The organism is Burkholderia sp. WP42 (genome assembly GCF_000745665.1).
Lineage (GTDB): Bacteria > Pseudomonadota > Gammaproteobacteria > Burkholderiales > Burkholderiaceae > Burkholderia > Burkholderia vietnamiensis.
Genome location: NZ_JQJT01000027.1, coordinates 105285 through 128080 on the forward strand (window position 1 = coordinate 105285; position 22796 = coordinate 128080).

Annotated in this window: 23 protein-coding genes; 5 read left to right on the forward strand and 18 right to left on the reverse strand. The window is 68.3% G+C overall.

All coding sequences use genetic code 11. The annotated features are described in order from the left end of the window. Positions 1 to 194: 194 nt before the first annotated feature. The 14 genes from EX20_RS18525 to EX20_RS18590 all read right to left on the reverse strand — a co-directional run bounded on the left by EX20_RS18525 (position 195) and on the right by EX20_RS18590 (position 14452). Positions 195 to 1223 (reverse strand): EscU/YscU/HrcU family type III secretion system export apparatus switch protein, encoded by a 1029-nt coding sequence (locus EX20_RS18525; RefSeq protein WP_011882601.1) that lies wholly within the window; start codon positions 1221 to 1223, stop codon positions 195 to 197. A gap of 25 nt (positions 1224 to 1248) precedes the next feature. Next, positions 1249 to 2058: a type III secretion system export apparatus subunit SctT gene (sctT, locus tag EX20_RS18530; protein WP_034194305.1), complete on the reverse strand. Its 810-nt coding sequence runs from the start codon at positions 2056 to 2058 to the stop codon at positions 1249 to 1251. Continuing rightward, on the reverse strand, positions 2052 to 2825 hold the full coding sequence (locus tag EX20_RS18535) for a hypothetical protein (protein ID WP_034194306.1): 774 nt from the start codon (positions 2823 to 2825) through the stop codon (positions 2052 to 2054). Before EX20_RS18535 ends, sctT begins: the two co-directional genes overlap by 7 nt. After that, positions 2818 to 4215, reverse strand: coding sequence for a FliI/YscN family ATPase (locus EX20_RS18540; RefSeq protein ID WP_034194307.1), 1398 nt, complete (start codon positions 4213 to 4215; stop codon positions 2818 to 2820). The genes EX20_RS18535 and EX20_RS18540 overlap by 8 nt, the downstream gene beginning before the upstream one ends. Next, complete coding sequence (sctL, locus tag EX20_RS18545; protein ID WP_034194308.1) at positions 4212 to 4829, reverse strand: type III secretion system stator protein SctL; 618 nt, start codon at positions 4827 to 4829, stop codon at positions 4212 to 4214. Before sctL ends, EX20_RS18540 begins: the two co-directional genes overlap by 4 nt. Next, complete coding sequence (locus EX20_RS18550; RefSeq protein ID WP_034194309.1) at positions 4811 to 5551, reverse strand: SctK family type III secretion system sorting platform protein; 741 nt, start codon at positions 5549 to 5551, stop codon at positions 4811 to 4813. The genes sctL and EX20_RS18550 overlap by 19 nt, the downstream gene beginning before the upstream one ends. Continuing rightward, the gene (gene sctJ / locus EX20_RS18555) at positions 5548 to 6441 is read right to left on the reverse strand and encodes a type III secretion system inner membrane ring lipoprotein SctJ (RefSeq protein ID WP_014725404.1); all 894 of its coding nucleotides are present in this window, start codon (positions 6439 to 6441) and stop codon (positions 5548 to 5550) included. Before sctJ ends, EX20_RS18550 begins: the two co-directional genes overlap by 4 nt. A gap of 52 nt (positions 6442 to 6493) precedes the next feature. Beyond that, a complete protein-coding gene (locus EX20_RS18560) occupies positions 6494 to 6979 on the reverse strand; it encodes a hypothetical protein (RefSeq protein WP_034194328.1) in 486 nt (161 codons plus the stop codon). Positions 6980 to 7103: 124 nt separating this feature from the next. Next, positions 7104 to 7313, reverse strand: a complete 210-nt coding sequence (locus EX20_RS18565; RefSeq protein ID WP_011882609.1) for a hypothetical protein — start codon at positions 7311 to 7313, stop codon at positions 7104 to 7106. Between the two features lie 139 nt (positions 7314 to 7452). Then, positions 7453 to 8877, reverse strand: a complete 1425-nt coding sequence (gene sctD / locus EX20_RS18570) for a type III secretion system inner membrane ring subunit SctD (RefSeq protein WP_034194310.1) — start codon at positions 8875 to 8877, stop codon at positions 7453 to 7455. Beyond that, positions 8858 to 10897, reverse strand: a complete 2040-nt coding sequence (gene sctC / locus EX20_RS18575; protein ID WP_011882611.1) for a type III secretion system outer membrane ring subunit SctC — start codon at positions 10895 to 10897, stop codon at positions 8858 to 8860. Before sctC ends, sctD begins: the two co-directional genes overlap by 20 nt. Further along, positions 10897 to 11175, reverse strand: coding sequence for a type III secretion system export apparatus subunit SctS (gene sctS, locus EX20_RS18580; RefSeq protein WP_034194311.1), 279 nt, complete (start codon positions 11173 to 11175; stop codon positions 10897 to 10899). The genes sctC and sctS overlap by 1 nt, the downstream gene beginning before the upstream one ends. Continuing rightward, positions 11172 to 13373: a type III secretion system export apparatus subunit SctV gene (sctV, locus tag EX20_RS18585; RefSeq protein ID WP_034194312.1), complete on the reverse strand. Its 2202-nt coding sequence runs from the start codon at positions 13371 to 13373 to the stop codon at positions 11172 to 11174. Before sctV ends, sctS begins: the two co-directional genes overlap by 4 nt. 245 nt (positions 13374 to 13618) lie before the next feature. Continuing rightward, complete coding sequence (locus EX20_RS18590; protein ID WP_011882614.1) at positions 13619 to 14452, reverse strand: helix-turn-helix transcriptional regulator; 834 nt, start codon at positions 14450 to 14452, stop codon at positions 13619 to 13621. A 279-nt stretch (positions 14453 to 14731) separates the two neighbouring features. Here EX20_RS18590 and EX20_RS18595 point away from each other — a divergent pair, with 279 nt between their 5' ends. Next, positions 14732 to 15640, forward strand: a complete 909-nt coding sequence (locus tag EX20_RS18595; RefSeq protein ID WP_034194329.1) for a helix-turn-helix transcriptional regulator — start codon at positions 14732 to 14734, stop codon at positions 15638 to 15640. Between the two features lie 107 nt (positions 15641 to 15747). Here EX20_RS18595 and EX20_RS18600 read toward each other — a convergent pair whose 3' ends face one another. Together EX20_RS18600 and EX20_RS32565 are read right to left on the reverse strand one after the other, a co-directional pair. Further along, entirely contained in the window at positions 15748 to 17394 is a 1647-nt protein-coding gene (locus EX20_RS18600) for an Nramp family divalent metal transporter (RefSeq protein ID WP_011882616.1), read from the reverse strand. A gap of 103 nt (positions 17395 to 17497) precedes the next feature. Further along, a complete protein-coding gene (locus tag EX20_RS32565; protein ID WP_014725409.1) occupies positions 17498 to 17635 on the reverse strand; it encodes a hypothetical protein in 138 nt (45 codons plus the stop codon). Between the two features lie 251 nt (positions 17636 to 17886). On the opposite strand from EX20_RS32565, the gene EX20_RS33180 reads away from it, so the two are divergent. The 4 genes from EX20_RS33180 to EX20_RS32015 all read left to right on the forward strand — a co-directional run bounded on the left by EX20_RS33180 (position 17887) and on the right by EX20_RS32015 (position 21577). Then, positions 17887 to 18021, forward strand: a complete 135-nt coding sequence (locus EX20_RS33180) for a hypothetical protein (protein WP_264159039.1) — start codon at positions 17887 to 17889, stop codon at positions 18019 to 18021. A gap of 812 nt (positions 18022 to 18833) precedes the next feature. Then, entirely contained in the window at positions 18834 to 18980 is a 147-nt protein-coding gene (locus EX20_RS33340; protein WP_370687176.1) for a hypothetical protein, read from the forward strand. A gap of 87 nt (positions 18981 to 19067) precedes the next feature. Then, positions 19068 to 20549 (forward strand): carbohydrate porin, encoded by a 1482-nt coding sequence (locus EX20_RS18610; RefSeq protein ID WP_011882617.1) that lies wholly within the window; start codon positions 19068 to 19070, stop codon positions 20547 to 20549. Positions 20550 to 21070: 521 nt separating this feature from the next. Further along, complete coding sequence (locus tag EX20_RS32015; RefSeq protein ID WP_126220928.1) at positions 21071 to 21577, forward strand: hypothetical protein; 507 nt, start codon at positions 21071 to 21073, stop codon at positions 21575 to 21577. A gap of 274 nt (positions 21578 to 21851) precedes the next feature. Here the strand turns inward: EX20_RS32015 and EX20_RS30940 are convergent, their stop codons facing one another. Together EX20_RS30940 and EX20_RS18615 are read right to left on the reverse strand one after the other, a co-directional pair. Beyond that, positions 21852 to 22220 carry a YunG family protein gene (locus tag EX20_RS30940; protein WP_072465513.1) on the reverse strand — a complete coding sequence of 123 codons (369 nt, stop codon included), beginning with the start codon at positions 22218 to 22220 and terminating at the stop codon, positions 21852 to 21854. Between the two features lie 312 nt (positions 22221 to 22532). Continuing rightward, on the reverse strand, positions 22533 to 22796 hold a 264-nt coding region (locus tag EX20_RS18615; RefSeq protein WP_197063148.1), incomplete at its 5' end, for a transposase.

Sequence of the window (22796 nt, forward strand, 5' to 3'; positions counted from 1 at the left end):
TCGAGCCATCTTACGAAGAAATAAATCAGCAATAATTCCCGCGCGAAACGGTGCTGCTACCGAAAAAAAACGGCGTCAAGCGGCTGCCGCACCGTGCGCGAAAATGGGCGCGGAGATTCGCACAGCATGCGCTGCGCGCGCGGGATGCGACCCTGCATTCGATGATGGATTCGTTCGCATGAGCCGCGCATCCACTACGCGCCGGTCGCCCATTTGAGCAACTGCGCGACCTCGCGGAAATGCTGCTGCTGGATCGTGCCGTTCTCCGGCGTGGTTTCGTACAGCGCATGCGCGAGCCCGACGTTCGCGAGCGTCGGGCGCAGCGCGTCGCGCGCGAGCCGCACGATCCGTTCGGCCGCCTCGCCTTCGCCGCGCGCGAGCACCCAAGGCAACGAGCCGATCCCGCCGTAATAGAGCGCGACCGCGACGCGCGGCGAATAGACGACCACCGACGCGTAACCGATGCGGTCCGGCAGCGCCGCGAACTGCGCTTCGCGTGCGAGCTGCCGGCGCTTCGCCGCGATATGCGGATCGCCTTCGTCCTCCTTGTGCTCGCGCCGCACCTCGTCGATCGACATCTTCATCTTCTGGTTGAACTCGTGCCGCTGATGCACGATGTCGATCAGCGCCATCACGACGTAGATCAGCGCGGCCCAGCCGAACAGCAGCATCAGGAGCTTCACGATCAGCGCGAGGATCGACACCGGCCGCGTGAAGCCCGCCTGCACCGACGGATCGAGCGACTCGACGATCAGCCAGCCGAGCGTGGCGACCAGCAGCACGGTCTTCAGCAGCATCTTCGCGAGGTTCACGAGGTTGCGCATCGACCACATGTTCTTCAGCCCCTCGGCCGGATTGAGCCGCGACAGCTGCGGCACGAGGCGGCTCCATGCCATCACGCCGCCGACCTGCACGAAGCCCGCGAGCAGGCCGGCGAGCAGCCCCGCCGCGACGATCTGCGCCGACAGCAGCGCCCAGTCGCGCGCGGCGCCGTCCACCAGCACCGCGAGCCGCGCGGCCGGGTCGGCCGCGCCGGCCGCGTCGAACACCAGCCGGAACAGCGCCTGCAGCCGCGCGAACAGCGTGCCGAGGCCGACCGCGAGCGCGACGCACACGCCGACGAAGAACGCCGACGACACCGTCTCCGCGCTCTTCGGCACGTCGCCTTTTTCGCGCGCCTCGCGCAGGCGCTTCGCGGTCGGCTGCTGGTTCTTTTCGGCCATCGTCGCTCCGTCGCCGCGCCGGCCGTCACGCGCCGCCGTGCGCGGCGAACAGCGCGCGCAGCAGCGCCATCAAGCCGCTGTCGGGGCTCAGCAGCGCATGCAGCGACGCGTACACGACGGGCAGGAACAGCACCATCATCAGCACCGCGAGCGCGCTCTTGAGCGGCTGCGAGAACACGAAGACATTCAGCTGCGGCACCGCGCGCCCGACCAGCCCGATGCCGAGCTCGACCAGTACCAGCACGATGATCACCGGCGCGGCGAGCTTCACCATCCATTCGAAGATCGTGTCGGTCTGCCGCACGACGAAGGTCTGCAGCATCGACGGGAGATCGGGGCCGAGCGAGCCGATCGGCCACCACGCATACGACTGCGCGAACAGCTGCACGAGCACCTGCAGGCCGCCCGCCGTGACGAACAGCGCGAGCGCGACGAAGTTGAGGAAGCCGGAGGTCGGGCCGCCTTCGTGGCCGCCCATCGGATCGAAGAACGCGGCGCTGCCGCTGCCCGTCTGGAAGTCGATCAGGAAGCCGACGCCCTGGATCGCGAACAGCACCGCGCTGAACGCGCCCGCGAGCAGCAGGCCGACCACCGCCTCCTTCGCGACGAGCAGGCACCACATGAGAAACGGCAGCGACGCGACCTGTGCCGGATCGATCGCCGGCGCGACGAACGCCGCGATCACGACGGCGATCCCGTTGCGCACGAGGCCCGTGACGATCTGCTCGTTGAACACCGGCACGATCAGCATGATCGGCAACAGGCGCGGCATCACGTAAAGCAGCGGACGCAGCGTGCCGGCGATGTCGTTGAAGTTCGCCGCTTGATCTAGCATCGGCGCTCCGTGGGCACGGGCGCGGGTGCGGGTGCCGTGTCGTCGAAGTGCGGAGATGGGTGGGCGGAGGTAGCTGCCGTATCTGCGGCATCGCTCGTATTGTCTGCATTGTCTGCGTTGTCTGTGCTGGCTGCATCGGCTGCGCTGGCTGCATTGGCTACATCGCCCAGATCCCCCCCCGCCTCCGCCGCGCCCCCGACCATCTCCGCATCGAACGCCGCCGTCATCTCCGGCTGGCTGCGCGCAGCATGGCGATCCGCGCCGCCCGCGGCCCACACGCCGGCCGTCGCGAAGCGACGCACCGCGTGCGCATCGGCGACTTCGTCGGCCTCGCGCTCGACGCGCGCCGCGCGCGCATGCAGCGCCTTCTCGCCGGCCTTGTCGAGCTTGTCCTCGGCCGCCTTCGCCTTGCGCGCGGCGCGCTGCAGGTCGGCGAGCGTCGCCTCGTGGTCGCGATGCACGTGCGCGGCCTCGCTGACCGACGCGTTCGCGACGCCGATATGGCGGTCGAACGTGCGCGTGTCGGCCGCCGCGTTCTGCAGCGCGCGCGCCTCGCGCACGTCGTCGGCGAGGCGCGCCTGGATCGCCGCCTTCGCGGCGACCTGCTGCGCGAGCTGCGCCTGCGCGGCGTCGAGCGCGCGCCGGCTCTGCGCGGCGACGCCCTGCTGGCGCGCGGCCGCGACGCGCGCGATCTGGCTGCGCATCTCGCGCACGCGCCTGAGCCGCGCGAGCGTCGCGAGCACGATGCGGTCGTCGGCTTCAGACATGATCGTTCGCGAGCCGCGTCAGCTTCGCGAGCAGCGCGTCGAAGCGCACGTCCTCGTGCGACGCCTGCGCGCAGAACGCACCGATCGCGTCGCGCGCGCGCAGCGCGAGATCGCCGAGCCGGTCGCTGCCTTCGCGATACTCGCCGATCTGCACGAGCAGCTCGATCTCCTGATACTTCGCGATCAGCTCGCGCACGCGCGCGGCCGCATGCTGATGCGTGCGGCTCGCGACGAGCGGCATCACGCGCGACAGGCTCGCGAGCACGTCGATCGCCGGATAGCGGTTCGCGAGCGCGATCTTGCGCGACAGCACGATGTGGCCGTCGAGGATCGAGCGCACCTCCTCGGCGATCGGGTCGGACTCCTCGTCGCCCTCGACCAGCACCGTGTACAGCGCGGTGATCGAGCCGCGCGCGCCCTGCCCCGCGCGCTCCAGCAGTCGCGGCAGCACCGCGAACGTCGACGGCGGGAAGCTGCGCCGGGTCGGCGGCTCGCCGCTCGCGAGGCCGACCTCGCGCTGCGCGCGCGCGAAGCGCGTCAGCGAATCGACCAGCAGCAGCACGCGCTTGCCCGCATCGCGGAAGTGCTCGGCGATCGCGGTCGCGACGAGCGCGGATTTCACGCGCTCCATCGCCGGGCGATCGGACGTCGACACGACGACGATCGAGCGCGCGCGCACCTCCGGCGACAGGCTGTGCTCGATGAACTCGCGCACTTCGCGGCCGCGCTCGCCGACCAGCGCGATCACGTTCACGTCGGCCTGCGCGCCGCGCGCGATCATCCCGAGCAGCGTGCTCTTGCCGACGCCGGACGGCGCGAAGATGCCGACCCGCTGGCCGACGCCGAGCGTCATCAGCCCGTCGATCACGCGCACGCCGGTCGGAAACGGCGTGTCGATCAGCTTGCGCGCGAGCGGGTTCGGCGGATCCTGCTGGGTCGACACCCAGGTGGCGCCCGTCACCGGCCCGAGATCGTCGAGCGGCCGCCCGAGCCCGTCGAGCACGCGGCCGAACAGCGCGTCGCCGACCGCGAACACGTGCTCGCGGCCGGACGGCACGACCGTCGTTTCCGGCGACAGGCCGGCCACGTCGCCGAGCGGCGTGAGCAGCGTGGTCTGCCGCGAGAAGCCGACCACTTCGGCGAGCAGCGTCGGCTGGTTCGGCGTGCGCAGCTCGCAGATCTCGCCGAGCCGCGCGCGGATGCCGGTCGCATTGAGGATCTGCCCGACCGCGTGATTCACGCGGCCCTGCACCGACACCGGCGAGAAGAACGCGAGCCCGGCGTCGAGGTCGCCGACCAGACGGCCGCCATCGAACGGCGCGCCGTCGCCGTCATCGCTGCTGCTGCCGCTGCCGCCGAACGGGCGCGGTTCGTCGAGCGGCGCGTTCATCGCGGCACGTCCCGGCGAATCGCCTGGCGCAGCGCGTCGATCTGCAGGTCCAGGCTCGCGTCGATGCGCCCGGACGGCGTCTCGACCGTGCACGCATGGCGCTCCAGCTGCGCATCCTCGACGATGCGGATGCGCTGCCGGTTCGACTGGCCGGCGAACGCACGGTCGAGCGCGTCGCGCATCTCGTCCTGACGGCCCGGCGCGACGCGCACGATCAGGAACGCCTCGTCGCGCACGAGCGGCGCGATGCGCGCGAGCGCGGCCTCGTAGAGCGTCTGCGTGCTCATCTCGCCGACGATCGCGCGCACGGCCTTCACGACGATGTCGGCCATCGCGTCCTTCATCGACTCCATCGTGCGCGCGGCGGCCAGCGCCTGCGTGTAGGCCTGCGCCGCATGCTCGCGCTGCGCGCGGCGCATCCCTTCGTCGTAGCCGGCCGCCTGACGCCTGTCGAACTCGCGCTGCGCGTCGGCGACGATGCGCGCCGCCTCGTCACGCGCGGTCGCGATCACCGCGGATGCGTCGAGCAGCGCCGCGTATTCGCGCTCCTTGAGCACCTTGCGCTCCGACAGCAGCTGCAGGTTGTCGCTCGTGATCAGAAAAGCCAGTCCCATGACGCAAGCCTCTCGGGAATCAGAAACAGGAACAGCAACTCGCCGAACTGGTCGCGCTGCGCGCGATTGAGCCAGTACGGCGCTTCGTCGTCGCACGTGCGGTTGAATTTCAGCCGCGCGCGCACGCCGACCGCGTCGCCGGCCACGCCGATGAAATCGGCCAGCAGCCGCGCGCCGCGAGCGCGGATCACCGCCGGCAGCGCGGCCGGATCGGCGCGCCACGGCTCGAGCGTGTCGGCGAGCGCGCCGAACTCCGGCGCGCGCTCGAGCGCCAGCTCCAGCGCGTCGCCGCCGAGCTTCGCCGCGACTTCCGCGCGAATGCGCCGCACGTTCAGCGCGTCGCGCAGCCAGCCGCGATGCAGCAGCAGCCCCGCGTACGCCGCGAGCTGCCCGAGCGCCGCGCCCGGCAGCAGCGCGAGCCGCGCACACGGATCGGCGACGTCGAAGTCGTAACGGCCGGCCACGCCGTGCGCGTCGAGCAGATGTCGCGCGAGCAGCCTGCGGCCGGCCGGACCGAACGCGTCGAGCGAACGGTAGCGCGCAGGCCATGCGGCCGGCACGCGCGTCACGTGCAGATAGCGGTCCGGGCGCAGATTGAATTCGCACACGAGCGCGTGAAACGCCGCGCGCCGCGCGGCAGGCGGCGCGCCGAGCGGCTGCAGCCACGGCAGCGGCACGGCGTCGGGCGCGGCGCCCGGCGACGCGGCGTGCACCTCGCTCATGCGCCGTCGCGCGCGCCGTCGGGCGTGCGCAAGCCGCCGCCCGTCTGCGCAGCGCCCGCGCCTGCCGCATTGCCGCCCGCGACGCCGCGCGGCGTGCCGACCAGCGCGGCGACCCGCGCGCCGAACATGCCGCGCCGCGCGGCCGACAGCGCGATCACCGCGCCGGTCAGCAGGATCAGCGCGAACACCAGCCAGCCGAGCGGCGAGCGCAGCCGCAGGAGGTCCGACACCGCGCTGCCGATCCCGTCGACGCGCGTCGCGCGCGCGGCGGCCGGCTGCAGGAACAGCGACACGTTGTCGTACTGCAGCCCCTCGATGCTGTGCGCGACCAGATCCTTCACCATCGGCGCCATCGCGCGCAGGTCGACGCCGGGCCGGTAGCGGATGTACACGGCGGCCGACGACGGCTTGATCTTGTCGGCGAGCGGATCGTTCTCCGGAATCACGACCTGCACGCGCGCGACCACCACGCCCTCGATGTCCTGCAGCGTGCGCGACAGGTCCTGCGACACGCCGTACAGATATCGCACGCGCTCCTCGGCGGGCGTCGACACCAGCCCCTGCTTCTGGAACAGCTCGCCGAGGCTCGCGTAGCTCGGCTTCGGCAGCCCGTTCGCCTGCAGCACGGTCAGCGCCGACTGCATGTCGCCATCGGCGACGCTCACCTGCCACGCGTTGCGATCGGACGTGTCGCGCGCGTCGTTGTCCTTCGACGCGCCGATGCCCGCATCGCCGAGCACGGCGACCATCTGGTTCGCGTCGCGCTCGGACAGGCCCGAGTACAGCTCCTTCTGGCAGCCCGCGAGCAGCGCGAGCAGCCCCGCGAGCAGCGCGCGCGCCGCCCGGCTGCGCCACGCGTGCGTGCGCGGCGTCGAATCGATCGTCGTCATCGTTTGTCCGCTTCAGGGCCCGCGGCCGCGTCGGGCCGCGAGCCGGCCGTCGTCACTCCTGCGTCTTCAGCACCGTGTGCGTGAAGCCGTTCGCCGCCTGCGCGACCGACAGGCTCAACTGGTATTCCGAAATCGTGGTGGTCGCCGTCCACTGGAAGTCCATCGCCTGCACCATCGTCATCAGCGGGTCGCGGCGGTTGTCCGCCATCGACGTCAGCATCTCGGCGCGATGCTTGTCGATGTTCGCGTACCGCGTGTCGAGATCGTTGCCGTACGTGCGCAAGCGCTCGACGAGCGACGCATGGTTCGCCTGCGCAGGCGTCGCGGGCGTCATCTGCACGGCCGGCGCCGCATCGGCCGGCGCGCGCGACATCGCGACGCCCGCCGCCGACGGCGACGACCCGCCCGCTGCCCCCGGCTGCATCAATGCATCGAACTGGCGCACCTGCGCCGGATCGGACGCCGCGCCCGCCTGCTGTGCGGCGCCCGCGAGCGCGGTCGCGCCCGGCGGCGCCGCGCCTACGCCTGTTACCGACATGATCGTGTCCTCCTTGACCGGCAAAGCCGGAAACGAGCCGGCCGGCGCGCGCCCGCGTCCGCTCGGGCGCCCGTCGCGGGCAGCCCGTGCACGTGGCGTCGCGCGGCGCGGCCGGCGACCGCCGTCATGCGCGGCCGGCCGAACTCAGGTGTTGCGCAACCTGGGCGTTCGCCGTCCCTTCCTGCGCGGTCACTGCGTTGCTGGTTTCGAACGTCGCGGTCGACTGCTGGACCTGGAAGTTGATCTTCGTGAGTTCCAGCTGCGTCTTGGTAAGGTCGTCCGCCTGCTTCTGCACGTCGCCCGTGTTGCTCACACTGCCTGTCGAGTTACCCATGCTGCGCTCCTTTACGTGAACCACGATTCCCGATCCGGCCGCGGCCCCATGCCGCGCCGGCGACGTGACACGCCGCATGCGTGCGGCGCGTCGCGTGATGCGCGCACCGCTCGCGCGATGCGCATGACCTGTCGCGGCGCTAGTGCGCTGCGTCCTTCGTTGCGTCCTTCGCCACGTCCTTTGCCGCGCCGGCCGGGGCGACGGCGGACGTCGTCGTCGGCGTCGCTGGCGCTTCCGGCACCAGCGTCGGCCCCGGCACCGGCTGCGCGACGCCGGCCGCCGCGCCGCTCGCGAGCGGCGCCACGGGCGGCGCCGGCACGCGCTCGGGCGCGCTCGCCTGCGGACCACCGAGCGGCATCGTGATGCGCTGGCCGTTGCGCTCGAACACCACCTCGTCGGGGCCGATCGACACGACGGTCGGCCCTTCCTTCAACCGCGCGCCTTCGAAATAGCGGCTGCCGTCGACCGTCTCGATGTAGCGCTGGTCGCCGTCGCCAGCGAACACGGTCGTGATCTCCGGAATCCCCGCGACGCCGCCGAGCGTCGTCGCCGTGCGCGGCGCGCCGGCATCGGCGTCGCGCACGTGGTCGACTACCTCGAGCGCCGGGCGCGCGTCCTTCATGTAGTTGCGGATGCGCGGCTCGATCTGCGCGCGCTGGGCCGCGCCGGTCAGCTCGATGCGGCCGCGGCCGAGATAGGCGACCGTCAGCGGCGTGTCGCTGAAATAAGTCTGCGCGGTCGCGACGAGATCGCTGACCACGTAGATGTTGCCGAGCGCCGCGTTGTCGACGCCCGCGACGATTTGCGCGACGCGTTCGCGCGCGGCCGGATCGGCGACGTAGCCCGACACGATCACGCCGTCGTCGCGCGGCGCGACGGCCAGCTCCGGATACGCGTGCAGCAGCTGCTGCAACCGGTGCGTGCGCGCGAGCACCGACTCGTGCTGCCACGGCAGCCGCCCCGACCACGCGACGAAGCCGTAGCCGAGCGCGCCGAGCAGCACGCCGGTCCACAGCGCCGCCAGCACGATCACGAGCCGTCGGCCGCCGAGCCGGCGCAGCCCGCCCGTGAGCCACGCGAGCCAGGCGGCGTCGTGCGCGGCGTGCGGCGCATCCGCGTCGTCGGGCACCGCGACGCTAGCCTGCGCGTGGCGCGCGATGCCGAGCTTGATCGAGCCCACCGTCACGACGTCCTGCGGCGTCATCGAGCGGCGTCCCGCGCCGATCGGCGCGTCGTTGAACAGCACCGGCGCCGCGCCTTCGCCACCGTGGTTCTGCACGGTCACCGCGAGCGCGCCGACCTGCAGGCACACCTGCTTCGCGCCGATCTCGCGATCGGGCAGGATCACCTCGCAATCGGCCGCCGTGCCGACCCAGTTCGCGCCGCGCGCGAGCGACATCGTGCGCCCGTACATCGGCCCGCTGAGGAAGCACAGATTCCACGGCGACGCGAGCGCGGCCGCGGCACCGCCTGCACCGCCTGCACCGACGACGCCCGCAGCGCCGCCTGCCGCGCCGCCGGGCAACGGGCCGTCGCCGTGCGGTTCAATGATGGTCGTCGACATGGGCAGGTGCTCCTGCAGTCGCCGCCACGGGCTGCGACGCCGCATCGGGCGGCGGCGGCAGCGCGGGCGGGCCGAATTTGGTGCCCGGCAGCGGCCGCGGCGTGAGCGGCACCGCGACGTCGTTGTCGGGCGGCCGATACATCGACATCGCGTTCGGGTCGGCCGGCGCGTCCGCGCCCGGATTCACCGGCGAGCCGTCGGGCGCATACATCGACGCGTTCGTCACCACGCGCGGCGTCAGCAGGTAGAAGCGCTCCATGTGGTTGCCCGACTTGTCGGTGTACTTGAACAGGTTGCCGATCAGCGGAATGTCCGACAGCCACGGCACGCCGCTCTTGTTGAGCCGCACCTCGTCGTCGTTGAAGCCGGCGATCAGCAGGCTCTTGCCTTCGTCGATCATCGTCTTGGTGACGATGTTGCGCTGCTGGATCACCGGCACGTTCGACACCGCCTGCCCCGGCACGATGTTGCCGTCCTGGATGTCGATCGACATCATCACGCTCTGCGGCGTGCCCGACACCGCGGCCGCATGGCGGATCGCCTCGTCGACGATCATCGGCGTGACCTTGATGCTCGTCCCCGTCGTCACGCTGTACAGCGACGAATCCTGATAGCCCTGCACCTGCACGTAGAACTGCGTGAGGTTCTCGAGGATCGCCTCGGTGTTGTCGAGCGCGAGCACCTTCGGCTTCGAGCGCAGCTGCGCCTGGCCCTTCTGCGCGAGCGCGTTGACGCGCGTGAGCAGGTAGTTGCGCAGCGACCCGCCGATCGACGCCGTCAACGCGATGCCGGTCGGCATGAAGGTGCCGGTCTGGCCGGTTTCCGACGCGCCGATGCCGAACGTGAGCGGCGGGTTGCCCGCGCCGTTGTACTGCGTGTTGCCGTTCAGCGGATTCTGGCCGTTGCCGATCTGCACGTCGCCATGCGTCGTGTGCAGGCGCCAGTCGATCCCGAGGCTGTCGAGCGAATCCTCGTTGATGTCGATGATCGTCACGTTGATCTCGACGATGCGCGGCCGCTCGTCGAGCTGGTCGATCAGCGACTGGTAGCGGTACATGTTCTCCGGCAGGTCGCGCACGATCACCGCGTTGATCGCCGGATCGGCGACGATCTGCGGCAGCGCATCGCCGCCGCCACCGGCCGAGAACGGCGAGATGCCGCCCGCGGCGCTGTCCGCGCCGCCGTAGCCGCCCTGCCGCGGGCCGCTGGAAATATCGGGGAAGTCGAGCCGCGGCACCGCGATCGTGAGCCCCGAGCCGAGCTTCACCTGACGCGCGGCCTGCCCGAGCGGCGTGCTCGACGGCAACGCGCTCGTGCTGCCGTCCCGGCCGAACAGCCGGCGCAGGATCGACGCGACGCCCGGCACCGTCACCTCCTTGCCCGAGCGGTTGATCGTGAAGTCCGACGCCCAGCCGTACTTCAGCCGGAACGCGCGGATGTCCGCGTGCGCGCCGTTCGCCGACGGATCGCCGACCGAGCCGACCGCCTGCCGCACCAGCTCGACGTAGCGGCGCGGGCCGGCCACGTAGACGCTGTTGGCGCGATCGTTGATCACGAGCGTGTAGCGCTTGTCCGGAATCTGCATCGCCTGCAGCGCGCGGCCGATCTCGCCGGCCGCGTTCGGCGGGATCGGGATCATCTGCGTCTGCGACTGGTCGGCCGGATCAACGTACAGGAACGAGCCGTCGTAGTACCACGTGAGCCCGTAGGTCGAGCAGATCGTGTCGAGCGTCTGCTGCGGCGTGCCGGAGAAGCGGCCGCTGATCACGCCGTCGACCTTCGGATCGACCACGGCCGTCACGCCCTGCGACGACGCGAGCTCGCGGATGAAGTCGCCGATCTTCTTGCCGTTCGCGACGATCGTGAACGGCTTGTTGCGCCAGCGCAGGTCCGCCGCGCGCGCCGGTTGCGCGACCGTCATGCACAGCGCCGCGGCGAGCAGCGCGGTCGCGCACATCGCGAACGCGGCGCGTTGCAGGCGGCGCGGTTGAATCCGGATCGGGGCGACGCGTCGACGCATCAAAGCACTCCTGTGGAAGAAACGAACATGCGTTCCAGCGCCTGCTGCGCGAAGCGCAGCACTTCGCCGCCGAGCCAGCCGGACAGCAGCACCAGCGCGACCATCACGGCGATCAGCCGCACCGCGATGCCGATGTTGGCGTCCTGCACCTGCGTGACGGCCTGCAGGATCGCGACGACGAGGCCCGTGACGGTGGCGATCGCGACGATCGGCAGCGACAGCAGCAGCACCAGCATCAGCGCCTGACGCGTCAGGTCGAGAATCGTCGAGCTGGTCATTGCACGGCTCCCGGTGCGCGCACGCCGGCGCCCGCGCCGACCGTGCCGTCGTCGGGCGGGTTCTTCACCCACCCGACCGTGTGCAGCTGCACGTCCTCCTCGATCTCCTGATACGACAGCACGGGCAAATCGGGCAGCACCGGCTGCAGGATCGTCTTCACGTAGCGGCGCGCGCCGAGCGCGACCATCACCGCGAGCCTCGGCGTGCCGGCGGCGGCGCCGTGCGCGGCCGGTGCGGCCTGTGCGGTGTTGGCGATCGCGCGCACCTGTTCGCCGATGTCCTGCTTGACCGCGCTCGACAGCGCGAGGAAATTGCCCTGCTTGGTGCGCATCACCGCGTTCTCGATGCGCTCCTGCAGGTTCTGCTCGAACAGCACGACGCGCAGTTGCCGCGTTGCGCCCGCATGACGGTCGGTGATCATCCGGCGCAGGTCGACGCGCACCAGCTCGACCAGCGCGATCACGTCGTCGGGCTCGTTCGGCGCCCACGTGATGAGGCTTTCGAAAATCACGCGCAGGTTGCGGATCGGCACCTGTTCGGCGAGCAGCCGGCGCAACACCTCGGTGATGCGCTGCAGCGGCACGAGCCGCGTCAGCTCGCCGACCAGCTCCGGATGATCGCGGCGCACCAGATGCACGAGCGCCTGCGTCTCCTGGATTCCGAGCAGTTCGTCCGCGTGCTGGCGCACGATCTGCTCGACGTGCGCGGCGAGCGCCGCTTCGCTCGTCAGCCACTTGCCGTCCGGCGCCGCGCCGTCGGGCTTGATCCACAGCGCGGTCGCGAACGGGCCGAATGCTTCGGCCGGCTGGCGTTCCGCGCGCTCCGGCAGCGGCGCGACGCCATCCCACAGCAGCCAGCCCGGCTTCAGCGCGCCGTGCGCGACCAGCACGTCCTGCAGGTAGATCCGGTAGCTCGACGCCGGTGCGCCTTCGTCGTCGTTCAACGTGATGCGCGGAAACACCGTGCCGATGTCCGCATCGACGCGCGCCTTCGCGCTCGACAGCGCCGTCTGCAGCTGCGCGAGGTTCAGCGCCGCGCGCAGATCGTCCGACAGCGACACCGCGATCAGCGACGTGACGCCCGCCGCGTGCGACACCTTCGCCGGCTGCCCGTCGTCGGCCGCGCCGATGCGGCCGGCGACGTGGATCAGGTTGAAGCTCGGCGCCGTCGTCTTGCGCTTCAGCTGCGCCACCGCGAACGCGCCGAGGCCGAGCGCGATGAGCGCGAACGACCATTTCGGGAAGCCGGGCACGACCAGGAAGCCGCCCAGCACCAGCGCCGCGATCAGGAGCGCGCGCGGATGTGCGCCGAGCTGCTCGCCCAGCTGTTCGCCGAGCTGGCGCTGCCGCGCATCGCGCGTGGCGACGCGCGTCGTCACGATGCCGGCCGCGATCGACACGAGCAGCGACGGAATCTGCGACGCCATGCCGTCGCCGACCGTCAGGATCGCGTAGCGTTGCAGCGCCTCGCCGATGTCCATCCCGTGCATCAGCGTGCCGACAGCGATCCCCGCGACGATGTTGATGAACGCGATCACGAGGCCCGCGATCGCGTCGCCCTTGACGAACTTCATCGCGCCGTCCATCGCGCCGTGCATCTGCGATTCCTGCTCGAGCTTCTCGCGGCGTTCGCGCGCTTCGTCGGCGCTGATGATGCCGGCGCGCAGGTCGGCGTCGATGCTCATCTGCTTGCCCGGCATCGCGTCGAGCGAGAAGCGCGCACCGACTTCGGCCACGCGCTCGGAGCCCTTCGCGATCACGATGAACTGCACGACCGCGATCACGAGGAACACCACGCCGCCGACCACGACGTTGTTGCCGACCACCAGCCGCCCGAACGCGTCGATCACGTGGCCGGCGTTCGCATGCAGCAGGATCAGCTTGCACGACGCGATGTTCAGCGCGAGCCGGAACAGCGTCGTGAACAGCAGCAGCGCCGGAAACGCCGAAAAACTGACGGCGGACGGCACATAGGTGGACACGGTCAGCAGCACGACGCTGGCGGCGAGGTTCAGCGAGATCATCCCGTCGAGCGCGGCCTGCGGCAGCGGCAGGATGAACAGCGCGACCACCGACACGATGAACGCGGCGAGAAACAGATCGGCGCGCGGCGACGCGCCGAGACGCTGCCCGGACACGCCCCGGCCGGCGGAAAAAATCCGCTGCCAGTCGCGGGGAAGCGCCTTGGGTTCTGCCATCGTGCCGTCGTCCTGTCGTTGTCGTCGCGCGACGCGGGCCGTCATGCCCCGCAGTGCGGACCGTTGAATGGGACGAGTGTAGCGACGCGCAACCGCGCAAAAACGGGCGCGCCTCGTAGCGTTCCGGCGGTTTTACGGCAGCCGCCGAAACGGACTACGAAACCCGATGACGGCCGTCGCGGCGCGCGGCCGGAACCGCTTCCATCGCGCGGCGGGCGCCGCGCGGGCCTCCCATGACCTCGGGCTCAGGACTCCAGACGACGTCCGGCGAGATAGGCGAGCTGCGCGCGGTTGCGCACGTTGAACAGCTTTTCGAGCGAGCGGATGTGGTGGCCGACCTTGTGCAACGAGGTGCGCAGCGCGCTCGCGATTTCCTGGTCGGACAGCCCGTGCACGAGGCGCTCGAGCACCTGCTGCTGCTCGTCGCCGAGCGCGAAGCCGCGCATGCGCGCGACGCGCGCCTCGAGGAACGGCAACGCGACGCGATGCACGGCGAGGCTCACCGACAGCGCGCCGCCGATCACGCGATCGTCGATCCATTCCGTGCCGTGGCTCTCCGACGTCAGGTTCACCGCGACACGCAGATCGAGCCGCGGCGCCGACAGGCTGAAGATCACGCCGCTGTTCATCGCATGCGCACGCAGGTGCCCGGCCAGCGCGAGCACCTTGCGATCGCCGCTCGCGTGCGCGACGCCTTCGATGTCGTCGAGCCGCCACGCGACCGGAAAACCGCTTTGCCGAACCTGCGCGAAGCGCGGATCGTTCTCGTACAGCATGCCCTCGATATACGGCTGCATGAAGGTCGGCGGCGCAAGATCGCGCAACAGATGCGCGCACAGAATGCGCCGCCCGATCATCTCGTATGCGCCGTAGCCGAGCGTGCTGAATCCGATTTGTCTCAAGCGCGCATGGCATTGCGCGAAATCGAGCGTAGATGTGTCCGATTTACCGGATGGAATGCGCGCGCCGGTAAAAACGTCGCGCTCGACGGCGTGAATTTCCGTCGAATAAGCGGCAGCGGCCGCGATATCCGTTTGCGAAAACCATTCGACGCGCGGTGCGTCGTCAGCATGTGTCATGAGGCGCCCACCCTTTCCCAATATGTGAACATGCCCCGTCACGATCTGGTCTTTTATTTATGATTTTCTGGTCGGCTGTATGCGCACGCGAGCATGAACCTTTCGCGGCGATTAGTATTACGGCATATTACGCGTACCCAGGCATTTTTGTACAATGCCCCCGCGTTTCGTCAGGATGACGATCGGCGCAAATCATAACGATGCTCGATCGCACGCCGCGCACACCGTGTACGACACGGCAACTGCCCGGCGATGCGCGTCGATTCCGAGGGATGGCTCATGTCCGATATTGCATTGCATGAAGAAGCGGTCGCCCCAGGCAGCATGGCCCGTTCGTCGCAGCGTCCGATCGCGAACGCGAATGCGTCGAGGGAGCGGCCGGTGCAGGTCGTCTGGTGCGACGACGTCAAGCTCGGCGAGGTCGCGCAGCCGAACGCGCCGAAGCTCGGCGTCGCCGATACGCTCGCGCAGGCGCAAAGCACGGCCGAGCGCAACCGGATCGTCGCGAGCCTGCTGCACCTGACCGGCTTCTCGACCTTCGCGTATTTCGCGCTCGAGTTCTCGCGCGAGCGCGTCGAGAGTCTCTATCTGCACGAGGCGTTCACGCCGGCCACCTACCGCGGCGACTACGTGCGCCAGAGCCATCACGACGTCGATCCGCGCACGCTCGGCGCGCGCGTGTGCAACATGCCGATCGTGTGGGATCTGCAACAGCTGCGCCGCGAGCATCGCGAGCGCGACGGCGGCCCGTGCGTGACGTCGGCCGCGCTCGACGGTTTCCTGCAGACGATGCAGGACGACGGGATGTGCAGCGGCATCATGTATTCGATGGCCGTGCCCGGCACCCGGCTGCATGCGTTCATGAGCTTCACCGCGCCGCGCCGCACCCGCGAATGGATCGCGCCGACGACGATCGAGCAGGCGCTGTCGATCGGGCTGTCGGTGCACAAGTTCGCGTCGCCGCAGCTGATCGCGACGTCGCGCGAACGCGCGATCAACGGGCTCACGCCGTTCGAGCAGGAACTGTTGCTGGGCATCGCGGAAGGCGCCTCGGACAAGGAGATCGGCCGGCGCCTCGACACCAGCGCGCACAACGTCGACTATCACCTGCGCAAGCTGCGCAAGCGCTTCGGCGTCGCGAACCGGATTCAGCTCACGTACCTCACGTCGAAGCTCGAGTTGATCTGACGCGGGCAACGCAGCGGCGTAAGCAACCGCTCATGCTACTGCGTAAACGAACATGCCGGCCTCGCGGGCCGGCATGTTCGCATGTAGCGCGACCACCGCGCGCCGCGCTACTTCAGCAACGTCATCTGCACGACCTTGACGATCACCAAGCCCACCGCCACCACCAGATAGCCGCGCAGCACGGCCATCCACACGCGCGTCGCGACGGTCATCTTCTGCGGCGTGAGCGAATCGAGCGGCGGCATGCGCCACGCGTCGCGCAGCGAGCGATCGATGCCAGGCTCGACGACGCGCCGGTTGCGGCGGATCAGCACCGTCGCGAGATAGCCGGCGATCGCGAGCACGGTGCCGCCCACCAGCACGTCGACGATCGCCTCGCCGCTGATGTCCGGGTACATCACCGAGGCGGTCAGGATGATCGACAGCAGCACGAGCACCCAGATCACCGCGCCCGTGAACACGTTCAGCCGCGTCGAGTTGACCCACGGCCCGAGCACCTGGCGATCGTTGCACAGCACGAGCAGGAACACCGTGGCGCTCGGCAGCAGCACGCCGGCGAGCGTCTGCACCGCTTCGGTCAAGAGGCCGAGCGGGCTGCCCGGAATCAGCACCAGCGCGGCCGCGGCCGCGACGATCCCGAAGTAGACGAGATAGAAGCCCTTCGCGTCGGACACGCCGCGATGCAGCGAATGGCGGATCTTGAACACGTCGCCGATCGCGTACGCGGTCGACAGCGACACGGCCGCGGCGCCGATGATGCATGCGTCGAGCAGCGCGACCGCGAACAGCGTCGCGCTCGTGCGGCCCGCGTATTTCTCGAGGCCGGCGATGATGCCGCCCGCATCGGTGAAGTTGCCGGCTTCCGGATGGCCGCCGAACAGCGCGGCGCTGAAGCCGATCATCGCGACCGCGCCGATCAGCACGAACGCGATGCCGATCCACAGATCGATCTTCTCGTACTTCATGAAGCGCGGCGTGATGCGCTTGTCGATCACGTAGCTCTGCTGGAAGAACAGCTGCCACGGCGCGACCGTCGTACCGACGATGCCGATCACGAGCAGCATCACGTCCGACAGCTTCGCGTGCGCGGGCCAGTTCGGGATGAAGAAGTCGCGCGACATCTGCGACACCGGCGGATGGATCGACACGAGCACCGGCACGAGCAGCAGGCTCAGCACGCACAGCACGATCGCGAAGCGCTCGAAGCGCCGGAAGTCTCCGGTACTCACCGCGGCCATCGTCAGCGCGGCCGCGACGCACACGCCAGCCACCTTCGGGAGCCCGAAGAATGCGAGCACGAACGTGATGCCGATGAACTCCGTGACGATCGTCAGTGCGTTGAGCAGGAACAGGTCGATCACGCTGAACGCGCCCCAGAACTTGCCGAAGCGCTCGAAGATCAGCCGTGCATGGCCCACGCCCGTGACGGCGCCGAGCCGCAGCACCATTTCCTGGTTCACGTACAGCACCGGCACGAGCAGCAGCAGCGTCCACAGCAGCGTCGTGCCGTAGTTCTGGCCGGCCTGCGTATAGGTGCCGAACGCGCCGGCATCGTTGTCGCCGACCATCACGATCAGACCGGGCCCGATGATCGCCAGCAGCGTGCGCAGCCGCGCCCACCAGGTGCCGCGCGCGGCGGTGTCGTGATGCGCGATCGTGCCGAGCGCGCCGCGGATGTCGCCCAGGTGGGCTTCGTCGAGCACGGCGCTGCGTTCGACGGCGATCGGTGGAGAGACGTTCGATGGCGTGGACATGATGAATTCCGTACGGCAGATGTGTTTGGCCAAGCGCGTGGCCTTGGCATACGCGCGCGGAGCGGCCGCCGCGCGCATGCCGAGGCTTGCTCGGTGCTGCGATTCAGTGGAACAGCGACTTCAAGCGGGAGATGAAGCGCGAGAACACCCGCGGGCGGGCGTCGAGTGTCAGCATCGCGTCGTAGTGACGGCGCGATTCCGTGACGTGCGGAAGGTTCGACAGCAGAAGGCCGAAGTTCATGATCTGGCTCCTTGGCGGGCGGCATGCATGCCGGGCCGCGTGGTGGGCGCGGGGCCAGTCCGGGGCTGAACGATGCGTCAGGCTAGTCGGCCGGAAAGTCCCTGCGATCCCGGTTCAATTGGGTCGGTGGGTGCAACGGGCATAAGGGACAACTGTCACTGTCGTTCATGGCGGCTCCTGTGCGGTGTTCCGGAGAACACGGTTGGCCGCCGCGCGGCGCGCGGACCGTCGTTCGGGCGCAGGCGAAACGCATGCGCGAACGCGGCCGCGCAACGGGCGGCGGCGAAACCGGAATGCGGATGCGCGAACGCATCACGCCGACCGGCGCGAATCAGGGTGCACGTAGGGAGTTACTGCGGAAACTGCTGCGCGCACCGTTTGCCTGACGGACAAACGGCGGCTTCGATGAGGCGCGGACGTCGGTCGCTCAGGCGGAAATTTCGTTCGAAGATCGACTACTGCAGGCGTCCAAGGCGGCGGCCCCAAGAGTGAAGATGCCGGATTCTATGGATCGCCCGAAAGTGAAGTCAACCCCTGGAAACGCCATTTCCCGAAATAATTTTCGCGGCCGCCGACGCTGAAAGATTTGCGCTCGACATCACGCGGCGCAACCTTTCAGCGCGTCGCGGCGCGGCGTTGCGCCGATGCGCGCGAACAACGGTGCAACGCCCGCCGGGGCACGCTTTGACGCGCTGCGTCGCGCCGCCGCCAGGGGCTCGTCACCGCGCATCGGCGCGCCGCGACCGCAGCTTTCATGCGATTTTTGCTTGCACCGCAGCAAAAGTCGCGACTACAATCCGCCCCAAATTCATCACGGGAGTCCCCTCCGTGGACACTAGCTCCAGTTGCAGTTCGGTGCCGGTTCAGGCCGGCCAAGCCATCGCGAGATAGCAGCCAGGCTCACGTCTTTCGCCGCTAGCTCGCATCAGTCGGGTTAGCGCGCTTCCTTCGGCCGGCATTGCCGGTACGTCCGTCGCACGCTCCGTTACGTTTCAATCGCCGATCGCAGGCCGCGTGCCGCGCCCGCGCTCGATCACGCCGTCCGGCATGCGCCGGTGCGGCCGGAGGCAGCGTCATGGTCGTTCAATCGTTTTCACTCAGACTCAAGCGATGCTTGCAGGCAGGACGCACGCGCTGTGCGCTCCGCAGGCGCTCGCCGCTTGCGCGGGCACGCCGCCACCGGCGCGACGCCGCACGCGTGCAGCTGCGTGCCGCGTGGCGCGCGCTCGATTGCGCGCTGCTCGCCGCGATGGCCGCGGCCGTCGCGCTCGGCGCGCTGCTCTGCGCGAGCGCATCGCGAGTCGGCTTCGCGCAGGTTTCGCGCGTCGCCGGCTGGCTGCCGTAGGGCGTTGCCGCGCGCGCTTCGCGACGCGCGCCGCACTGCAATCCTTCTTCGTCAATCTCACTGATCGGACCGCCACACGGAAATCACATGAAGAACCATCTCGAACCCGTTGCTCGCAAGCCACGCCTGCCGGCGTTCGCCACCTTGCTGCTGTCGCTGGCGTCCGCTCCGGCGCTCGCGCAGGCACTGCCGCCCGCCGCCGCGCCGGAACCGGCTGCCGGCGCGAGCGGCGCCGCTGCCCCCGCGCAGGCCGCCGATGCTGCCGAGCCCACCGGTTTGTGGGAACGGTCGAACCTGTTCGGCAACATCGGCGGCCTGCGCGACGTGCTCGGCGAGCACGGCGTCACGCTGAACCTGCAGGAAACCAGCGAGTACCTGTACAACGCCGCGGGCGGCACGCAGCGCGGCGGCGCCTATCAGGGGCTCACGCAGTTCGGCTTCACCGTCGATGCGCAGAAGGCGATCGGGCTGCCGGGCGGCACGTTCAACGTGTCGGGGCTGCAGATCCACGGCACCAACCTCACGTCGCGCTATCTGCAGACGCTGCAGACGGCGACCGGCATCGAGGCGAATTCGACCACGCGCCTGTGGGAGCTGTGGTACCAGCAGGCGTTTTTCGACGGCAAGGCGGACGTGCGGATCGGCCAGCAGAGCGTCGACCAGGAGTTCATGGTCAGCCAGTACGCGGCGACGTTCATCAACTCGACGTTCGGCTGGCCGGTGCTGCCGGCCACCGACCTGCCGGCCGGCGGCCCGGCGTATCCGCTGTCGTCGCTCGGCGTGCGCTTGCGCGTGAAGCCAGCCGACGCGTGGACCGCAATGATCGGCGTCTACGACGGCAACGCGGCCGGCCGCAGCGACGGCGATGCGCAGACGCTGAACGCGCACGGCACCAACTTCAACCTGCGCAGCGGCGCATTCGTGATCGGCGAGCTGCAGTACGCGCTGAACGCGCCGTCGTCCGACCCGAAGGCGCCGCCGTCGGCCGGCCTGCCCGGCACCTACAAGATCGGCTTCTGGTATCAGACGCAGCACGCGAACGATCCGCGCGTCGGCACCGACGGGCTGTCGCTCGCGAACCCCGCCAGCAACGGGATTGCGGCCACGCATCACGGCAACTACGGCTTCTATGCGGGCGCGGACCAGATGATCTGGCGGCCGGCGCCGGACAGCCCGCGTTCGGTCGGCGTGTTCGCGCGCGTGATGGGCGCGCCGGGCGATCGCAATATCGTCGATTTCGCGGCCAATGCGGGCATCACGCTCAAGGCGCCGTTCCGCGGCCGCGACGACGACACGGCCGGCATCGCGATCGGCTATACCAAGATCGGCTCGCATGCGCGCGCGCTCGACGGCGACACCGGCACGTATCAGACGCCCGGCTACCCGGTGCGCCGCGCGGAAACGGTGATCGAGGCGACCTACCAGTATCAGGTCGCGCCGTGGTGGCAGTTGCAGGCCGACCTGCAGCACTTCTTCCGGCCGGGCGGCGGGATCCCGAACCCGAACGCGGCCGGCGCGCGCATCGGGGATGAAACGGTGATCGGGGTGCGCACTACGATTACGTTCTGATGGGCGGGTTGGGTGGGAGGTGCCGCACCTCACCGTCGCTCGCGCGGCAGTGCGGTGCGTGGTTGAACGGGCAGTCGGCTTGGGGATTGGGCTTCGGCTACTGCTGCGGCAGCTGATCCCCGGCGGTCGCAGCCGATTGCCGTTAGCTGTATTAAGGCCGGCTAAACCAAATAGACAGAACCAGATCGGCTGACTCGGTTCGGCCAGTTTGAGACATTCGACGGTCTTAGGTAAATCGTCGAAAATTTCACGTGAGCGGTCGGCGTCGCGGTGCCGTCGGGAACAACATGCGACGTCATCCTTCTGGGTCGTGCGACTCCCCTGGCTCAAGTTTTCGTTGCAACGGCCGTTAGGCCAAGGTATTGCTTTGTGTCGACGTCGCGTTTCCGCTTTAGGGCGTGCCGCGCCTGAGACATTAACAGAGCGGCGACGGCCAATCTTTCACGCGCGGGATGGCGGATCTGGGGCGTTTGGCGAAACGCTCACTCACCTTCCAAATCTAATTCCCTGTCAAACAATGCATGCGTAACCTTCTTTTGCTGCTCATTCTGTCGACCAGTCTCAACTGCGTGTGCACTGTTGCGGCATTTGCGCAAGGCGCCGACATGACGGAAGAAGAATTGAGTCGAATGACAGGCGTCGATCCGCTCTGGGTGCACATCACCCCGTGTCTCGCGAGATCAACAATTGAGCAGAGTCTGGCAAGACAGCGAGCGAACGGCGTGACTCTGGACCAGATACGCGAGCAATTGTCCGATCAGGTGGCGAGTAATCCTGATTTCGACAGATTCCTAACTAATTTCTATAGGCTCGGAGAGGGCGAGATTCCCGAAGAAATTCGACAATCGCACGTTGCCTGTGTCGCAAAGATAATCGGAGCCTCTCAGGATCGTGTTGACGCATGTTACGTACGTAACTACGCCCAGTTTCTTCAATTGCTGTTCGGCCCGAATCCACGGGCGGCGAATCAACTCGCCACAAGAACCGCGTACGTCGGATGTCTGAAAGACGCGCAAGCGAGCAAATGATGCTAAGGGAACGTGATTCGATGCATGGCTTCATCTGTGGTGGCTGTGGTCGATACCAGGACAGACACCGATGTGCTTCGTGCCTAGCGCGAAATGAGCGCTGCATCGGTGCGGCTACTCTGTTGGCGTCGCCGGTCGGCCACAACTGGACGGTCGACACGGTGTCCGAGATCGTCACACCCTGTTCTACCGAAACGTCGAACGCTGCCGACGGCGATCATCGCCGTCGGCGGGCCGCAATGCTAAGTGGCGTTACATCCCTCGCGCATTCACGTTATCTATTTATTTCTTCCAGTCTCGACGTTAGAAGCTCGTATTTTTGTTGCGAAGTATCTGCCAACGCCTCATCGCGAGTGGATGGGGTGTCGTCATACGGCACCGGTTCGGCAAACTGGCTCACCGTCAGATCCCACTTCTTTCCGTCGATAAGATTGTAGAAGTGCTTGCCACACGATGTCCGCGTAGTGAGAATTTGACCGCCGAAATAATCTTGGGCGACAAGCGAGGTAACACTGCAGTGATTCTGCGCTGGATTCGATGGTGACCAAGCATCGGTCGGGCTTGACGTGTCTCCCGCCCAAACACGTGAAATTGCTCTGTACAAGTCGAGGGGGGTCGCAAAGGTTTTCGATACAGAAGTCATCTGATTTTGCTCTCTCGTTGAGCCGACGACCGATGGAGCACCCAGAAAGACAAAAGCCCCGTCGTTGTCGGCGGGGCTTCGAAGCGCATGTCGCTGCGAATTTCTAGCGTATGCACGTCCCCGGCGGCAGTCCCGAATGGGAATGCGCATGATGGTGGGGCGCAACAGCGAAGGACGTGAAGGCTTGCATGGATAGAGAGTCTGCCTTCAGTTATTAAGTCCGTCAATGAATGTTTTATTGTTCTGCTTGCGTCCTGTGTGAACGTTTTGAACCTGTCCGCATTTTTGTGGGCGAGGCGGTTGAACAGCGCGTTATCCGCGCGCCTGCGTGAATCGCTCGCCAAACAGGATAGCAAACTGGTTCATCGCTGATTTCCAGTCGAAGGCGGCCCGCACGGTCTTGGCCAGCACGTTGCGCAGCGCCAGCCAGAGCAGCTTGATCGCGGCCTCGTCATTCGGGAAGTGACCACGAGTCTTGATGATCTTGCGCAACTGCATGTTCAGACTTTCAATGGCGTTCGTTGTGTAGACAACTCGTCGAATCTCCGGCGGAAACACGAAGAACGGTATGACGTG

Excerpts from the sequence above, each read along its gene's own strand:
- EX20_RS18525 (WP_011882601.1), bottom strand. The coding sequence starts at position 1,223 with ATGGCCGAAAAGAACCAGCAGCCGACCGCGAAGCGCCTGCGCGAGGCG.
- sctT (WP_034194305.1), bottom strand. The coding sequence starts at position 2,058 with ATGCTAGATCAAGCGGCGAACTTCAACGACATCGCCGGCACGCTGCGT.
- EX20_RS18535 (WP_034194306.1), bottom strand. The coding sequence starts at position 2,825 with ATGTCTGAAGCCGACGACCGCATCGTGCTCGCGACGCTCGCGCGGCTC.
- EX20_RS18540 (WP_034194307.1), bottom strand. The coding sequence starts at position 4,215 with ATGAACGCGCCGCTCGACGAACCGCGCCCGTTCGGCGGCAGCGGCAGC.
- sctL (WP_034194308.1), bottom strand. The coding sequence starts at position 4,829 with ATGGGACTGGCTTTTCTGATCACGAGCGACAACCTGCAGCTGCTGTCG.
- EX20_RS18550 (WP_034194309.1), bottom strand. The coding sequence starts at position 5,551 with ATGAGCGAGGTGCACGCCGCGTCGCCGGGCGCCGCGCCCGACGCCGTG.
- sctJ (WP_014725404.1), bottom strand. The coding sequence starts at position 6,441 with ATGACGACGATCGATTCGACGCCGCGCACGCACGCGTGGCGCAGCCGG.
- EX20_RS18560 (WP_034194328.1), bottom strand. The coding sequence starts at position 6,979 with ATGTCGGTAACAGGCGTAGGCGCGGCGCCGCCGGGCGCGACCGCGCTC.
- EX20_RS18565 (WP_011882609.1), bottom strand. The coding sequence starts at position 7,313 with ATGGGTAACTCGACAGGCAGTGTGAGCAACACGGGCGACGTGCAGAAG.
- sctD (WP_034194310.1), bottom strand. The coding sequence starts at position 8,877 with ATGTCGACGACCATCATTGAACCGCACGGCGACGGCCCGTTGCCCGGC.
- sctC (WP_011882611.1), bottom strand. The coding sequence starts at position 10,897 with ATGCGTCGACGCGTCGCCCCGATCCGGATTCAACCGCGCCGCCTGCAA.
- sctS (WP_034194311.1), bottom strand. The coding sequence starts at position 11,175 with ATGACCAGCTCGACGATTCTCGACCTGACGCGTCAGGCGCTGATGCTG.
- sctV (WP_034194312.1), bottom strand. The coding sequence starts at position 13,373 with ATGGCAGAACCCAAGGCGCTTCCCCGCGACTGGCAGCGGATTTTTTCC.
- EX20_RS18590 (WP_011882614.1), bottom strand. The coding sequence starts at position 14,452 with ATGACACATGCTGACGACGCACCGCGCGTCGAATGGTTTTCGCAAACG.
- EX20_RS18595 (WP_034194329.1), top strand. The coding sequence starts at position 14,732 with ATGTCCGATATTGCATTGCATGAAGAAGCGGTCGCCCCAGGCAGCATG.
- EX20_RS18600 (WP_011882616.1), bottom strand. The coding sequence starts at position 17,394 with ATGTCCACGCCATCGAACGTCTCTCCACCGATCGCCGTCGAACGCAGC.
- EX20_RS32565 (WP_014725409.1), bottom strand. The coding sequence starts at position 17,635 with ATGAACTTCGGCCTTCTGCTGTCGAACCTTCCGCACGTCACGGAATCG.
- EX20_RS33180 (WP_264159039.1), top strand. The coding sequence starts at position 17,887 with ATGCGCGAACGCGGCCGCGCAACGGGCGGCGGCGAAACCGGAATGCGG.
- EX20_RS18610 (WP_011882617.1), top strand. The coding sequence starts at position 19,068 with ATGAAGAACCATCTCGAACCCGTTGCTCGCAAGCCACGCCTGCCGGCG.
- EX20_RS32015 (WP_126220928.1), top strand. The coding sequence starts at position 21,071 with ATGCGTAACCTTCTTTTGCTGCTCATTCTGTCGACCAGTCTCAACTGC.
- EX20_RS30940 (WP_072465513.1), bottom strand. The coding sequence starts at position 22,220 with ATGACTTCTGTATCGAAAACCTTTGCGACCCCCCTCGACTTGTACAGA.